This is a genomic window from Achromobacter pulmonis, assembly GCF_002885955.2.
GTDB lineage: Bacteria > Pseudomonadota > Gammaproteobacteria > Burkholderiales > Burkholderiaceae_B > Achromobacter > Achromobacter pulmonis_A.
This window is the reverse complement of the sequence record NZ_POQS01000002.1, coordinates 499491-512829: the sequence shown is the minus strand read 5'-3', so window position 1 is coordinate 512829 and position 13339 is coordinate 499491. Positions and strand designations below refer to the sequence as shown.

The 13339-nt window shown below is 66.3% G+C and carries 16 protein-coding genes; 5 read left to right on the top strand and 11 right to left on the bottom strand.

What is annotated here, in order from left to right:
- The first annotated feature begins 123 nt into the window (after positions 1 to 123).
- A complete protein-coding gene (locus tag C1I89_RS08485) occupies positions 124 to 1047 on the top strand; it encodes an ABC transporter ATP-binding protein (RefSeq protein WP_102772333.1) in 924 nt (307 codons plus the stop codon).
- A complete protein-coding gene (locus C1I89_RS08480; RefSeq protein ID WP_102772332.1) occupies positions 1044 to 1805 on the top strand; it encodes an ABC transporter permease in 762 nt (253 codons plus the stop codon). The genes C1I89_RS08485 and C1I89_RS08480 overlap by 4 nt, the downstream gene beginning before the upstream one ends.
- Here the strand turns inward: C1I89_RS08480 and C1I89_RS08475 are convergent, their stop codons facing one another.
- Complete coding sequence (locus C1I89_RS08475; protein WP_102772331.1) at positions 1806 to 2504, bottom strand: glutathione S-transferase family protein; 699 nt, start codon at positions 2502 to 2504, stop codon at positions 1806 to 1808.
- Between the two features lie 88 nt (positions 2505 to 2592).
- Positions 2593 to 3480 carry a LysR family transcriptional regulator gene (locus tag C1I89_RS08470; RefSeq protein WP_102772330.1) on the bottom strand — a complete coding sequence of 296 codons (888 nt, stop codon included), beginning with the start codon at positions 3478 to 3480 and terminating at the stop codon, positions 2593 to 2595.
- Positions 3481 to 3627: 147 nt separating this feature from the next.
- Between C1I89_RS08470 and C1I89_RS08465 the strand changes: the two genes are divergently transcribed.
- A complete protein-coding gene (locus C1I89_RS08465) occupies positions 3628 to 4827 on the top strand; it encodes an MFS transporter (RefSeq protein ID WP_102772329.1) in 1200 nt (399 codons plus the stop codon).
- 111 nt (positions 4828 to 4938) lie between these two features.
- On the opposite strand, the gene C1I89_RS08460 is transcribed toward C1I89_RS08465, so the two are convergent.
- Entirely contained in the window at positions 4939 to 5394 is a 456-nt protein-coding gene (locus C1I89_RS08460; RefSeq protein WP_102772328.1) for a DUF4168 domain-containing protein, read from the bottom strand.
- Between the two features lie 196 nt (positions 5395 to 5590).
- Positions 5591 to 6235: a PAQR family membrane homeostasis protein TrhA gene (gene trhA / locus C1I89_RS08455; protein ID WP_102772327.1), complete on the bottom strand. Its 645-nt coding sequence runs from the start codon at positions 6233 to 6235 to the stop codon at positions 5591 to 5593.
- 186 nt (positions 6236 to 6421) lie between these two features.
- Here trhA and C1I89_RS08450 point away from each other — a divergent pair, with 186 nt between their 5' ends.
- The gene (locus C1I89_RS08450; protein ID WP_102772326.1) at positions 6422 to 7495 is read left to right on the top strand and encodes an extracellular catalytic domain type 1 short-chain-length polyhydroxyalkanoate depolymerase; all 1074 of its coding nucleotides are present in this window, start codon (positions 6422 to 6424) and stop codon (positions 7493 to 7495) included.
- 5 nt (positions 7496 to 7500) lie between these two features.
- On the opposite strand, the gene C1I89_RS08445 is transcribed toward C1I89_RS08450, so the two are convergent.
- Complete coding sequence (locus C1I89_RS08445; RefSeq protein WP_102772325.1) at positions 7501 to 8007, bottom strand: VOC family protein; 507 nt, start codon at positions 8005 to 8007, stop codon at positions 7501 to 7503.
- A gap of 20 nt (positions 8008 to 8027) precedes the next feature.
- On the bottom strand, positions 8028 to 8384 hold the full coding sequence (locus C1I89_RS08440; RefSeq protein WP_102772324.1) for a DUF1428 domain-containing protein: 357 nt from the start codon (positions 8382 to 8384) through the stop codon (positions 8028 to 8030).
- 164 nt (positions 8385 to 8548) lie between these two features.
- Here C1I89_RS08440 and C1I89_RS08435 point away from each other — a divergent pair, with 164 nt between their 5' ends.
- On the top strand, positions 8549 to 9529 hold the full coding sequence (locus tag C1I89_RS08435; protein ID WP_102772323.1) for a GlxA family transcriptional regulator: 981 nt from the start codon (positions 8549 to 8551) through the stop codon (positions 9527 to 9529).
- A gap of 74 nt (positions 9530 to 9603) precedes the next feature.
- On the opposite strand, the gene C1I89_RS08430 is transcribed toward C1I89_RS08435, so the two are convergent.
- The 5 genes from C1I89_RS08430 to ppk2 form a co-directional block, all read right to left on the bottom strand.
- Positions 9604 to 10158: a hypothetical protein gene (locus C1I89_RS08430; protein ID WP_102772322.1), complete on the bottom strand. Its 555-nt coding sequence runs from the start codon at positions 10156 to 10158 to the stop codon at positions 9604 to 9606.
- A gap of 191 nt (positions 10159 to 10349) precedes the next feature.
- Positions 10350 to 10805 carry a DUF1801 domain-containing protein gene (locus tag C1I89_RS08425; protein ID WP_102772321.1) on the bottom strand — a complete coding sequence of 152 codons (456 nt, stop codon included), beginning with the start codon at positions 10803 to 10805 and terminating at the stop codon, positions 10350 to 10352.
- Positions 10806 to 10853: 48 nt separating this feature from the next.
- Positions 10854 to 11306 (bottom strand): SRPBCC family protein, encoded by a 453-nt coding sequence (locus C1I89_RS08420; protein WP_102772320.1) that lies wholly within the window; start codon positions 11304 to 11306, stop codon positions 10854 to 10856.
- A 103-nt stretch (positions 11307 to 11409) separates the two neighbouring features.
- Entirely contained in the window at positions 11410 to 12138 is a 729-nt protein-coding gene (locus C1I89_RS08415; RefSeq protein WP_102772319.1) for a TerC family protein, read from the bottom strand.
- Between the two features lie 136 nt (positions 12139 to 12274).
- Positions 12275 to 13093, bottom strand: a complete 819-nt coding sequence (ppk2, locus tag C1I89_RS08410; protein WP_102772318.1) for a polyphosphate kinase 2 — start codon at positions 13091 to 13093, stop codon at positions 12275 to 12277.
- Positions 13094 to 13339 lie beyond the last annotated feature (246 nt).

The window sequence follows — 13339 nt, the reverse complement described above, 5'->3', positions numbered from 1 at the left end:
ACCCATCAGGCGGCCCCAGCCGCCACCCCCCCCATTTCCAAAACAGACTGTTCCGCCACCTCGAACAAGCCGCGCCGGCGTGGCGAGTAAAATCCCTGGCTGTCTATCAAGTCGGGGGCGCGTGTGCAGCCGGTCATTTCAGTCCAGGACCTAACCAAGCGGTACGCATCGGGATTCCAGGCGCTCAAGAACGTGAACCTGGATATCCAGCGCGGCGAAATCTTCGCCTTGCTGGGGCCGAACGGCGCGGGCAAGACGACGCTGATCAGCATCATCTGCGGCATCGTCAATCCCACTTCCGGCACCGTGCTGGCCGATGGCCACGACATCGTGCGCGATTTCCGCGCGGCGCGCGCCAAGATCGGGCTGGTGCCGCAGGAAATCTCCACCGACGCGTTCGAGAGCGTCTGGAACACCGTCAACTTCAGCCGGGGCCTGTTCGGCAAGCCGACCGACCACGCGTACGTCGAGAAAGTGCTGCGCGACCTGTCGCTGTGGGACAAGAAGGACAGCCGCATCATGGCGCTGTCGGGCGGGATGAAGCGCCGCGTCATGATCGCCAAGGCGCTGTCGCACGAGCCCGCCATCCTGTTCCTGGACGAACCCACCGCCGGGGTCGACGTCGAGCTGCGCCGCGGCATGTGGGAAATGGTGCGGCGCCTGCGCGAAAGCGGCGTCACCATCATCCTGACCACGCACTACATCGAGGAAGCCCAGGAAATGGCCGACCGGATCGGCGTGATCCGCAAGGGCGAGATCATCCTGGTCGAGGAAAAGCACGCCCTGATGAAGAAGCTGGGCAAGCGCCAGCTGGCCCTGACGCTGAAGGCGGCGCTGCCCGGCATCCCCACGGCGCTCGACGGCTTCCAGCTGGACCTGTCGGCCGACGGCCACACGCTGGTCTATACCTACGATAACCAGGGCGGCGGCGAGATTTCGCGGCTGCTGCACGAGCTGGGCAGGCTGGAGATCGAATTCACCGACCTGAATTCATCGGAAAGCTCGCTCGAGGATATCTTTGTCAGCCTGGTGCACGGTCAATCATGAACTTCTACGCCATCCGCGCTATCTACCTGTTCGAAATGGCACGCGCGTGGCGCACGCTGATGCAAAGCGTGCTGTCGCCCGTGATCTCCACCTCGCTGTACTTCGTGGTGTTCGGCTCGGCCATCGGCTCGCACATGGTCGAGATCGACGGCGTGAGCTACGGGGCCTTCATCGTGCCCGGCATGATCATGCTGTCGCTGCTGACGCAAAGCATCGCCAACGCGTCATTCGGCATTTACATGCCGCGCTTTTCGGGCACCATCTACGAGATCCACTCGGCGCCCATCTCGTACGTGGAAATCGTCATGGGCTACGTCGGGGCGGCGGCCAGCAAGTCCATCATCCTGGGGCTCATCATGCTGGCCACGGCGCGGCTGTTCGTCGACTTCGACGTGGTCCACCCGTTCTGGATGCTGGCCTTCCTGGTGCTCACGTCCGTCACCTTCAGCCTGTTCGGCTTCATCATCGGGATCTGGGCCGACGGCTTCGAGAAGCTGCAGATCATCCCGCTCATGATCATCACGCCGCTGACCTTTTTGGGCGGCACCTTCTATTCCATCAAGATGCTGACGCCGTTCTGGCAGGCCGTCACGCTGTTCAACCCCGTGGTCTACCTGGTCAGCGCGTTCCGCTGGGCGTTCTACGGCGCGGCCGACGTGAGCGTCGGCGTCAGCGTGGGCATGACGCTGGTGTTCCTGCTGGCCTGTCTGCTGGGCGTGCGCTGGATCTTCAAGACCGGCTACCGGCTCAAGACCTGATCAGGCTGCCGCGGTGGGCGCGGCGCGCGCCATGCCATCGAAGGCGTCGAGCAGACGTTCGCGCCAGGCATGGACCGGGTCGTCCGCGGCCAGCAGGTCCAGCGCACTGGTGCAGCGCGCCCACATGAACATGCCGAACACGGCGTAGTCGGCATAGGCGGGCCGCTCGCCGGCCAGATAGGGCTGCCGGGCCAGCGTCTGGCGCAGGGGCAGCAGGGCGGCGCGCAGCGCGGCGATCTGCGCTTCGTAGCCGGCCGGCAGGTCTTCCAGCCTGCCGAAGCGCTTTTCGCGCGTGGCGCGGAAGTAGTCCTTGTCCTTCTCGTGGATCAGCCCGTGGATGCTGGGCAGGAGCAGGCGCGCCAGCGTCGGCACCAGCGTGCTGTCGGCCCAGGAATTGGCGAACAGGCTCAAGGCCCGGCCGGCCGGGCCGCCGAACAGCGAGGGGCGGTCGGCATAGGTGTCTTCGAGATAACAGGCGATCTGCCAGGAGTCGCTGACCACGTGGCCGCCGTCCACCAGCACCGGCACCAGCTTCTGGCCGGAAAAATCGATGGCTTCCTTCTCGGTGAAGCGCCACGGCACGGTCTGGGCCGACAGGCCCTTGTGGGCCAGCGCCATGCGCGTCTTCCAGCAATGCGGGCTGAACCGCAGCGACGGGTCGGCACCCGCCAGGTCATAGAGAGTGAGGTCCGGGGTCAAGATGTCGCGCTCCGCTAAGACGGGTCTGGGGAATTAGAGGATAAGGCCAAAACGGGAAAAGCGGGCTTGCCCTGTTGCTCCGGACAGGTCAGCGCTTGAACAGTTCTTCGACCATGAAGTCGATGAATACACGCAGCTTCGGAGCCAGATTCTTGCTCGACGGCCACAGCAGCCGGAAGGCGCCCTGGTGCTCGATGTGCGCATCCAGCACGGTGACCAGTTCGCCCCGCTCGATGGCTGGGCGCAGCATGTAGTCCGGCAAGCAAGCGATGCCGAGGCCGGCGAGCGCCACTTCCATCAGCGCCGCCGACGTGTTGCAGACCATCGAGACCGGCAGCCTCGCTTCCGCGGCGCCTTTCGCGCGCTTGAGCGGCCAGGCTTCGAGCTTTCCCGTACTGGGGAATTTGTGTTGCAGGCAGGCGTGGTGGATCAGGTCGGCGGGAACCTCGGGCGTCCCGCGCTTCGCCAGGTAGTCCGGCGAGGCGGCCAGCTGCAGTCGGTAATTGCCCAGGGGCCGGGACATGAGGCGCGAGTCGGTCGGTTCGCCGGTACGCATCACCACGTCGAAACCTTCCTCGATCACGTCCACCAGGCGGTCCGAGAAATCCACATCCAGTTCGATAGCCGGGTAGCGGTGCATGAAGGCCGTCAGCGCCGGCATGACCAGCATGCCGACCAGGGGCAGGCTGATGCGCAGCCGGCCCCTGGGCGCCTGTCGGGTTTCGGACAGCTCCAGCTCGGCCGCCTCGACTTCGCACAGGATGCGCCGACAGCGCTCCAGGAACAGCGCGCCTTCGGCGGTCAGCGTGATGCTGCGTGTACTGCGGTGGAATAGACGCACGCCCAGGCGCTCCTCCAGCCGGGACACGCTTTTGCCCACAGCCGAAGAGGACACGCCGAGATTGCGCCCGGCTTCGGAGAAACTGCGGGTTTCCGCCGCCTGCACAAAGAATGCGATACCGCCGAGAGATTCCATGGCGTAGGTAATTTAGGAAAATTTGTCCAATATATTAAGAACATTAGCATTATTGTCTTGATCGGCATCTGCCTGCACCATGACTGCCTACATTCAATTCGTGCCGATTCCATGCCACATGGGCTCGGCATTCACAAAGGCAGATTCATGGCAATTTCGACCACAACGGCCCTCGGTGGCGTTACCCGATCCGCGCGCCTTCCCATCGCATCGCTTCTGGCCCTGGCGTTTGCCGGTTTCGTTACGATCCTCACGGAAGCGCTGCCAGCGGGCCTGCTGCCTCAGATCAGCGCCGGGCTGGGAATTTCCGAAGCACTGGCCGGCCAACTCGTGACCGTCTACGCCATTGGCTCGCTGGTAGCGGCGATTCCGCTAACCGCCGCCACGCAAGGCGCGCGCCGTCGCCCGCTGCTGCTTGCCGCCATTGCCGGTTTCTTCATCGCCAATACCGTCACCACGCTATCCAGCAGTTATGTCCTGACGATGGTGGCGCGCTTCCTCGCGGGTGTGTCGGCCGGCCTGTTGTGGGCGCTGCTGGCGGGCTATGCCGCGCGCATGGTGCCCGAGCACCAGAAGGGCCGGGCCATTGCTATGGCGATGGTCGGCACGCCGCTGGCGCTGTCGCTGGGCGTGCCGGCCGGCACTTTTCTTGGCGGCCTGGTCGGCTGGCGCATGTGCTTCGGCATCATGAGCGGGCTGGCGCTGCTGCTCATCGTGTGGGTACGCGTCAAGGTGCCGGACTTCGCCGGGCAGGCGGCCGGCAAACGGCTGTCGCTGCGCCATGCGTTCACCGTGGCCGGTGTGCGCCCGGTGCTGTTCGTGGTGCTGGCCTTCGTACTGGCGCACAACATTCTCTACACCTACATCGCACCGTTCCTGGCGGCGGCGGGGATGGCGCAACGGACGGACCTGGTGCTGCTGGTGTTCGGCGTCACGTCGCTGCTGGGCATCTGGATCGTCGGCGTGCTGATCGACCGGCACCTGCGTGCGTTGACGCTGGCCAGTACCGCTTTGTTCGGCCTGTCCGCACTGGCGCTGGGGGGCGCCGGCGATGCGCCTGCAATGGTCTATGCGGCGGTCGCCGTCTGGGGACTTGCCTTCGGTGGCGCGGCGACCTTGTTCCAGACGGCCATCGCCAAGACCGCAGGAGACGCGGCCGACGTGGCGCAGTCGATGCTGGTCACGGCCTGGAACATGGCGATCGCGGGCGGCGGCATCGTCGGTGGCGTGCTGCTGGACCGGCTGGGTGTCGTGGCCTTCTCACCCGCGTTGCTGGTGCTGCTGGCCGCCACCCTGGTCGTGGTGCGCGCCGCCAGGCAGCACGGTTTTCCAGCGGCGCGAGGATAAGACGCGATGGCGTTCCCGCATGTGCGTTGCTTCCTGGGGGGGCCTACGACAAAAAAAACGCCACGCGCCCGAAGGCGGGTGGCGTTTGCCGCGGCGGGGGCAGCGGCGGCGTCAGCGGGCGGGCGCGCCCTTGGTCATGTTCATGACGCGCTGCTTGAGCTGCGGGTCCTGCTGCACGGCCTGGCCGATGCCGTTGAATTCCTCGACGCTCAGGCCGTCGGCGCGGACCAGCTGCACCATCTTGGCGTCCGCTTCCTGGACGACCTTCTGCTTGGCTTCGTCGGTCTTGGCGGCGTCGACCTTGGGACGGTATTCGTCCACGACGCCGGAGATTTTCTGCGAGGCCGACGCGTAGCGCTGCAATTGCTGCTCGGTCGGCTGGATCGCGGGCGGGGGCGCCATCTGCTGCTGGGCCTGGGCTTGGGGCTGGGCGGCCTGCTGGGCAAAGGCGGGGGCACCGGACAGCGCCGCCGTCAGCAGCACGGCGGGCAGGACTCCCCACGCCGCGCGCGCCTTGCGCGCTTGCTGCCCCGCGGCAATATGGAATGCATTAGTGGAACGCTGCATGAAACCTCCATGTTCCGGTTGAATGTCCGACCATGATGGCAACCGGCCCGGCCCAGGGGCAAGTTTCGCGATGTGTTTTCCTGTGTCGGCAGGCCACCGCGGGCGCGCGGCGCGCGGCAGGGCGGCCCCGGGGGCGGGGCGGAAACGTTTTGCGCGTTTTCGTAGTCGCTGCTGGCCGCGATGTTTCCGGGCGCAATCAGGCCGCGTACCAGAGCACGGCGAAGAAATGGCAGACGGTGCCGGCCAGCACGAACAGGTGCCAGACGAAATGGCTGTAGCGCCAGCGGTTGTCGAGCACGAAGAAGGCCACGCCGCCGGTATAGGCCAGGCCGCCGGCGACCAGCCACCACAGGCCGCCGGTGGGCACTTTCTCGATGAGTGGATTGACGGCGATGAGCACCAGCCAGCCCATCGCCAGGTACAGTCCGGTGGACAGGGCGGGGCGGTTGAGCCGCTTGCTGGCCTTCAGGCCCACGCCCAGCAGGGCCATGCCCCACACCAGGCCGAACAGCGTCCAGCCCCACGGGCCGCGCAGCGCGCCCAGGGCGAATGGCGTGTACGTGCCGGCGATCAGCAGGTAGATGGCCGAATGGTCCAGCAGGTTGAAGAACTCCTTGGCGCGGCAGCGCGGCAGCGCATGGTATATGGTGGAGGCCAGGTACAGCAGGCACATCGACGCGGCGAATACCGCGGCCCCCACGATGAAGGCGGCGTCGCCCTGGCGCACGGCCGCGACGATCAGGATGGGCGCCGAGGCCACCGCGCCGGCCGCGCCGACGCCATGGCTGATGGCGTTGGCGATTTCTTCGCCTAGGGTCTGGGGTCTGTCGTCGGGAAACATGAATGCGTCTCGGTTGGGCAAGCCTCCACCATAGGCGCTTTGCGACGCCGTCTCAAGACCGCCGCAAGGCGGATACGGCGCAGATTTGATCTGGTGCAAGCCGGCGCTTGCCGCGGGGTCCGGGAGACCGCGCTGGCGCAGTTACCATACGATACATTCTCCAGGGGCTGACTGACCGAGGTTCGGATGGCGCGCAGTTTCACCAGTCTGATATTCAAGACCGCCAAGCGGCTCGGCCGGCTGCAGCGCGCCGCGTTACTGGCGGCCGCGCCCAAGGCCGCCAGGCGGGCGGCCGTGCGCCGCAAGCCGGCGAAACCGGCCGCCAAACCCGCCGCCAAGGCCGCGGCGGCGGCGTCCGCCGGCCTGGGAGCCGGGCGCTGGGAGGCCTCCCGCCAGTACACCGACGGGTCCGGCCGGCGCCTCGCCTTCGCGCGCTATACGCCGGTTTCCGCGCCGCGTACCGGCATGCCGCTGGTGGTGATGCTGCATGGCTGCCGCCAGACCAGCCTGGCGTTCGCGCGCGGCTCGCGCATGAACCAATGGGCCGATGCCGGCGGTTTCATGGTGCTGTATCCGCAGCAGTCGCTGGCGCGCCAGGTGCAGCGCTGCTGGCGCTGGTTCCAGCCGGACGACGCGCACGGCGGGGCCGAGGCCGACCTGATCGCCGGCCTGATCCGCTCGGAAGCGGCCCGCTTCGGGGTGGACCCGGAGCGCATCTACATCGCCGGCCTGTCGGCGGGCGCGGGCATGGCCGCGCTGGTGGCGCTGCGGCATCCGCGCCTGATCGCCGCGGTGGCCATGCATTCGGGGCCGGTGGCCGGCGACGCCCATAGCGCGGCCGGCGGCCTGGCCGCCATGCGGCGCGGCAGCGTCAAGCCGCTCGCGCCGCTACTGGAAAACATCGCGGACCCCACCGTTTTCCGGCTGGGCATGCCCGCGCTGATCCTGCATGGCCATCTGGACCCGGCGGTGGCGCCGCGCAATGCGCGCCAGTTGTTCGAGCAGTTCCGCGCGCTCAACGGCGTGCCGGCCGACGCCGCGCCGGTCGAGCGCGTGCTGGGGCTGGGCACCGAGCGGGCCTATCGCCGGCTGGACCTGCAGCGCGGGCGCAGCACCGTGCTGCGCCTGTGCGAGATCATCCGGCTGGAGCACGCCTGGAGCGGCGGAGACGGGTCCGTGCGCTACCACTCGGCCAACGGCCCCGATGCCTCGGCGCTGATCTGGCGCTTTTTCCGCACCCAGCGCCGCGTAGCCAGCTGAAGGGCTCAGGGCTGGGGCTTCTTGGCGGGATCGCCGCAGCCCTGCATGTCTCCCATCTTGGCCATGTTCTCGCGGATTTCGTCCGGCGTCAGGTCGAACTTGTGCGTGGCGATGGACCAGCGGTGGCCGTAAGGGTCCACCACCTGGCCATAGCGGTCGCCCCAGAACATGTCGGCCGCCGGCATGGTCACCTGGGCGCCGGCGGCGACGGCCTGCTTGATGGCCGCGTCCACGTCTTCCACGTACAGGTGCAGCGTGACCGGCGTGCCCTTGAGCGCCTTGGGGCCCAGCGAGCCCCATTCGGGGAAGTCGTCCATCAGCATCAGCACCGAGTCGCCGATGCGCACGGCCGCGTGCATGACTTTGCCGTTGGGTCCGGCCAGCCGCGTGATTTCCTGGGCGTTGAACGCTTTCTTGAAAAAGTCGATGGCTTGCGCCGCGCCTTCGCACACGATGTGCGGGGTCAGCGTGTGCATGCCTTCGGGGATGGGCTTGCTTGCAGGGGTGTTCATGTGGATCTCCGATATTGGGTTCAGTCGCCGACCAGCGTGCGGAATCCCCCCCAGCACATCCGCTTGGTGTCGAACACGCCTTCGCAGCACATGTCCTTCAGGCGCGGATCGGCCATGACCTTGGCGTTGATGCGGTCCCGCTCGGCCCGGCTGGCGTACAGAATCCAGGCGAATACGACGGTCTCGCCTTCGCGCGCGCCGGCCGCGGCGGTGAACGAGCCGAAGCCTTCGCCGTCGATGTCGTCGGCCGCGCCTTCGCGGTAGTCCAGCGCGCCGTGCTCGAGCCAGATGGTCCGGGCCAGGCTGGACATCTTCTGGTAGGCGTCCAGGTTGGCCGTGGGCACGCTCAGTAGAAAGCCGTCTATGTACTTTTCCATGATGAACTCCTGGTGTTGTTCTGATGCGCCCGGCGGCCCCGCGAGCCGCCTCTGGGCACATGCCGGAGCGGGTTCCGGTGTATGTCACTGTATCGGGATCCGGCGCGCTTTCAGATAGGCAATTGCGACATTCTTGAGGGTGGATTGCGACAGCCGCCAGGCGTATGCTTTGCAGGATGAAAAACATCGCTTTCCTGCTGCCCCGCGGGGCCAACATCGCGTCCCTGGAAACCGCCCGGCACGGCTTCCTGGTCGCCAACGAATATCTGGCCGCGCACGGGCGCGAGCCCCGGTTCAAGGTATGCACGCTGGCCCTGACGCGCGAGGTCAGCCTGGACGACGGCCGCATCACGGTGCAGGCCGACATGGTGCTGGACGAGGCGGCGGACATCGACATCTGCATCGCGCCGCCGCTGCTGGGTTCGGTGTCGGACGCGGTGCTGTCGAACCGCGAGCTGATCGAATGGCTGGCGCGCCACCACCGCGCCGGCGGCGAGGCCGCCAGCCTGTGCATGGGCGCCGCGCTGCTGGCCGCCGGCGGCCTGCTCGACGGCCAGCAGGCGGTGGTGCACTGGGTCGCGCAGAACCTGTACGCCAGCATGTTTCCCAACGTGCGCTGGGTCAGCGACCGCGTGGTCATGGCCGACAATGGCATCTACACCAGCGGCGGCGCGTTCTCGGCCGCGCACCTGGTGCTGCACCTGATCGAGAAATACACCGACCGCGAAACCGCCATCTGGTGCGCCAAGTACTTCCAGCTGGACTGGAGCCGCCAGAGCCAGCTGCCGTTCTCGGTGTTCATGGGCCAGAAGGCGCATGCCGACGAGGTGGTGCGCGCGGTGCAGGACTACATCGAAGGCCGCTACACGGAGAAGATCACGGTCGAGGAACTGGCCGGCCGCCACGCGATGGGCCGGCGCACCCTGGAACGGCGCTTCCGCCAGGCCACCGGCAACAGCATCGTGGAGTACCTGCAGCGGGTGAGGGTGGAAGCGGCCAAGAAACGGCTGGAGACCTCGCGCAAAAGCGTGGCCGAGGTCATGTACGAGGTCGGCTACAACGACACCAAGGCCTTTCGCGACATTTTCAGCAAGTACTGCGGCATGTCGCCGGTGGGTTACCGCGAGCGGTATCACTTCCAGTAGGATGGGTAGAGCGCGAGAGCCTTTATGCAAGAACGCAAACGTCCAGCGCGCGTAACCCATCGGTCCGCACCAAGTTATCTGGACGTGGTCGCCCACATCCGGTCTCTATACCACGCCGTGAACTTCATCGCCCCCGCAAGCGCGGCCAGCGTCACCGCGATCGCGATGCCCTGCGGCAGCTGCGGGCGGTAGACCAGCAGCGCGTCGGTCGCCGCCATCACGGCGAAGGCCAGCGCCCAGGCGGCGGCGATCGCGTATTTCATGCGCGCGAAGCTGCGGGCCTTCCAGACGTATTCGGGTTCTTTTTCGCGCGCGTAGGCCAGCGTGAACGGCCGGCGCAGCGCCAGGGTCAGCAGGATGATGAACAGCAGCCCGGTGTCCACCCGCAGGCGCGCCTCGGAGATGGTCCAGGATTCGCCGTCGACCATGGGCGCGTACAGCGTCAGCCCGGCGAACAGCACGAAGGTGCCCGTCTCCATCAGCTTGACGCGGCGCTCCGGACTGATCCAGTCGCGCAGCACCAGCCCGGCCGATACGATCGCGCCAGCGGCCAATCCTTCCAGCACCCCGACAGCCCTTTCGATGATGACAAACACGATGAAGGGCGCGAACGCCAGCAGGATGTTCATCTTGATTCCCCAACCCTTGAGCTTTTGAGCACGCTCATTGCGCGTTTGCCGCGCCACAGTGAGTATCAAGACGCGAACGGTGTCTATTTCTGTCTGTCGTCCAGGATGAAGCATGTCGGGCCGCTCGTCCATCGGCCGCCGGGACGCATACCCAAGGATGAAATCCGCCATGCGTAGCAATCGCCGGCGTCCTACATGCGTTCGCCGGGCAGTTCGCTGGCCTGCCTGACCCAGTCCAGGAACTGCGCCTCGTCCAGCGCATCGTTTTCGTGGATGTCCAGATAGCGCGTCGCGGGGTGCTTGGACGCGCCCGGCGGAATTGGACTCAGCGAAGCGCCGCGGAAGAAGGCCACCTTCACGTAGCGGGTGAAGCAATGGAAGCTGAGAAACCAGCCCTGGCCCTCGACCCCGTAAAAGGGCGAATTCCATTTGACCGCCTTGTGCACGCCGGGCACGGCGCGCACGATCAGCGCGTCCAGGCGCCGGCCCAGCGCGCTCTTCCAGCCGGGCATGGCCGCGATATAGGCCTGCACCGGCGCGTCGCCTTCGCCCTTGGGGATCTGGGGATTGCCGCCGGACAGCAGCGCGGGCTGTCCGGGGGCAACGGAGGCGCTTTTGGCGGCTCGCTTATCGGTCATGTTCGACATCCTGGCGCATGCACGGATTAGACCTGGAGCATTAATCCCGCGTTGCGGCTAGGCGTCGTCGGGCATCTCGGCCTCGACCAGGCGCCTGAGCTGGTCCAGCGAATCCTGCCAGCCCAGGTAGCACATCTCCGTGGGGATGGCCTCGGGGATGCCTTCCTGGCGGATGGTGATTTCCGTGCCGCAGGATACCTGGCGCAGCGTGACGCTGGTCTGCATGTCGCCCGGCAGGCTGGGATCGTCGAACCGGTCCGAATAGCGGATTTTCTGGTTGGGGATCAGTTCCAGGTATTCGCCGCCGAAATCGTGGCTGTGGCCCGTGCCGAAATTGCGAAACGCCATCTTGTGCACGCCGCCGACGCGGGCGTCGAGCTGATGCACCAGGCAGGTGTAGCCGTAGGGGGGAAGCCAGCGCGCGACGGCGTCGGGTTCCAGGAAGGCCCGATAGAGGCGATCGGGCGTGGTGCGCATGACGCGATGGAGATTGACAGTACCGGTAGCCATGGTGAGTCCGCCTTTCGAAGAGTTTGCGTACTGACACGACGTACCAGTGAAGCGGAAATCGACACGGCAGGCCTAGGGGAAAACCCTGGAAATCCACAAACCGTTACGAAGTCGAGGCCGATTCGCCGCGGGCCGGTCGCTTGCGCCGCCGGCGCGCGGCCAGCCACTTGCCGGCCACGATGACCAGCAGCGCGCCCGCCAGCTCCACGCCCAGCTTGAGCGGCGCGGCCGGCTCGCCCCAGCGCTCGACGATGAAGATGTCGGTGATCAGCATGCCGCCGGCGATCCAGCCCAGCAGCCCGGCGCCGAAGGTCACCGCGATGGGGAAGCGGTCGATCAGCTTGAGCACCAGGGTGCTGCCCCACACGATGATGGGCACGCTCACGCACAGCCCGAAGATGACGTAATACAGCTGGTGGTCGGCCTGGGCGTTCTGCGCAGCGCCGGCGATGGCGATGACGTTGTCGAGGCTCATCGCGAAATCGGCCAGGATGATGGTCTTGATGGCCGACAGCACGCTGGTGCCCGCGGCGATGTTGCCGTGCGCGTCTTCCTCGGGGGCGAGCAGCTTGATGCCTATCCATACCAGCAGCAGGCAGCCCAGGGCCTTCAGGAAGGGGATGTCCAGCAGCACCAGCGCGAAGGCGATCAATAGCACCCGCAACAGCACGGCCCCCGCCGTACCCCAGAGTATGCCCCGCATTCGTTGGCGCGGCGGCAGATTGCGGCAGGCCAGCGCGATCACGACGGCGTTGTCGCCGCCGAGCAGGATGTCGATGAGAACGATCTGGAATATGGCGCCCCAATGGAACGTCTCGATGGCCTCGAGCATAAGTCTCCCGCCGCGAAGAAACGATGGGGCGCAGTAGGCGACGCGTTGCCGCCGCTGCGGATTTTTCAACCATTCTAGGCAAGCGCGCGGCCCGGGCGGCCAGTACTGGCGCTGCGTTCATGGTTATGCGCGGCCCTCAGTACAGCTCGGGCACCTGCCTTACCGGACGGTCCGGCTCGCGGTAGTCGCCCGGCTTCTGGCGCTTGGGCAGCTTGACCTTGGGCCGCGGCACGGACTCGTACGGAATGCTGGCCAGCAGGTGGCGGATGATGTTCAGGCGCACCCGCTTCTTGTCGTCCGATTGGGCGACGTGCCACGGCGAAACGTCGGTGTCGGACGCCTCGAACATATCGTCGCGGGCGCGCGAATAGTCATACCAGCGGCTGTACGAGTCCAGGTCCAGCCGCGACAGCTTCCAGATCTTGCGTTCGTCGTTGATGCGGGCCTGCAGCCGGCGCGTCTGTTCTTCCTGGCTGACCTCCAGCCAGTACTTGAGCAGCAGCACGCCGGAGCCGATGATGGCGCGCTCGACCAGCGGCACGGCCTTCAGGAAATTGTCGACGTCTTCTTCGGAGCAGAAGCCCATCACGCGCTCGACGCCCGCGCGGTTGTACCAGCTGCGGTCGAAGATCACGACCTCGCCCGCGGCCGGCAGATGCGGCAGATAGCGCTGTATGTACATCTGCGTTTTCTCGCGGTCGGACGGCGCGGCCAGGGCCACCACGCGGAACACCCGCGGGCTCACGCGTTCGGTGATGGCCTTGATGGTGCCGCCCTTGCCGGCGCCGTCGCGCCCTTCGAACAGGATGCAGACCTTGGCGCCGGTGCGCACGACCCATTCCTGGAGCTTGACCAGTTCGACGTGCAGGCGTTCGAGCTCACGGTCGTACTCCTTGGCCGAAAGCCTGGCCGGCGCCGACTTTTTATCCTTTTCTGCCTTCTTTCGAGCGTTCATGGCGGCACTCCGGAGTGCATGGCTGGAAACCTGCGTGCGCGTCGCGCGTCGCGGCGCGCAATCGAATTTAGCGCCGGACGGCGGGTTTTGTACATCGGCGCAACGGGGTCATCCCGACCCTCGTCTCTTCCTGTCCACACCCCTCTGGCGGGAAGCAAAAAAGGCTCCTAGAATCGATGCGCAAGTTGACATTCCGTCATGCAATCGCGGCATCCAGACCAGGAGACCCGTCTTCTTTGGATTTTG

Excerpts from the sequence above, each read along its gene's own strand:
- C1I89_RS08425 (WP_102772321.1), bottom strand. The coding sequence starts at position 10,805 with ATGTCGAACATGACCGATAAGCGAGCCGCCAAAAGCGCCTCCGTTGCC.
- C1I89_RS08440 (WP_102772324.1), bottom strand. The coding sequence starts at position 8,384 with ATGGAAAAGTACATAGACGGCTTTCTACTGAGCGTGCCCACGGCCAAC.
- trhA (WP_102772327.1), bottom strand. The coding sequence starts at position 6,235 with ATGTTTCCCGACGACAGACCCCAGACCCTAGGCGAAGAAATCGCCAAC.
- C1I89_RS08445 (WP_102772325.1), bottom strand. The coding sequence starts at position 8,007 with ATGAACACCCCTGCAAGCAAGCCCATCCCCGAAGGCATGCACACGCTG.
- C1I89_RS08435 (WP_102772323.1), top strand. The coding sequence starts at position 8,549 with ATGCTTTGCAGGATGAAAAACATCGCTTTCCTGCTGCCCCGCGGGGCC.
- ppk2 (WP_102772318.1), bottom strand. The coding sequence starts at position 13,093 with ATGAACGCTCGAAAGAAGGCAGAAAAGGATAAAAAGTCGGCGCCGGCC.
- C1I89_RS08420 (WP_102772320.1), bottom strand. The coding sequence starts at position 11,306 with ATGGCTACCGGTACTGTCAATCTCCATCGCGTCATGCGCACCACGCCC.
- C1I89_RS08470 (WP_102772330.1), bottom strand. The coding sequence starts at position 3,480 with ATGGAATCTCTCGGCGGTATCGCATTCTTTGTGCAGGCGGCGGAAACC.
- C1I89_RS08415 (WP_102772319.1), bottom strand. The coding sequence starts at position 12,138 with ATGCTCGAGGCCATCGAGACGTTCCATTGGGGCGCCATATTCCAGATC.
- C1I89_RS08430 (WP_102772322.1), bottom strand. The coding sequence starts at position 10,158 with ATGAACATCCTGCTGGCGTTCGCGCCCTTCATCGTGTTTGTCATCATC.
- C1I89_RS08465 (WP_102772329.1), top strand. The coding sequence starts at position 3,628 with ATGGCAATTTCGACCACAACGGCCCTCGGTGGCGTTACCCGATCCGCG.
- C1I89_RS08480 (WP_102772332.1), top strand. The coding sequence starts at position 1,044 with ATGAACTTCTACGCCATCCGCGCTATCTACCTGTTCGAAATGGCACGC.
- C1I89_RS08450 (WP_102772326.1), top strand. The coding sequence starts at position 6,422 with ATGGCGCGCAGTTTCACCAGTCTGATATTCAAGACCGCCAAGCGGCTC.
- C1I89_RS08460 (WP_102772328.1), bottom strand. The coding sequence starts at position 5,394 with ATGCAGCGTTCCACTAATGCATTCCATATTGCCGCGGGGCAGCAAGCG.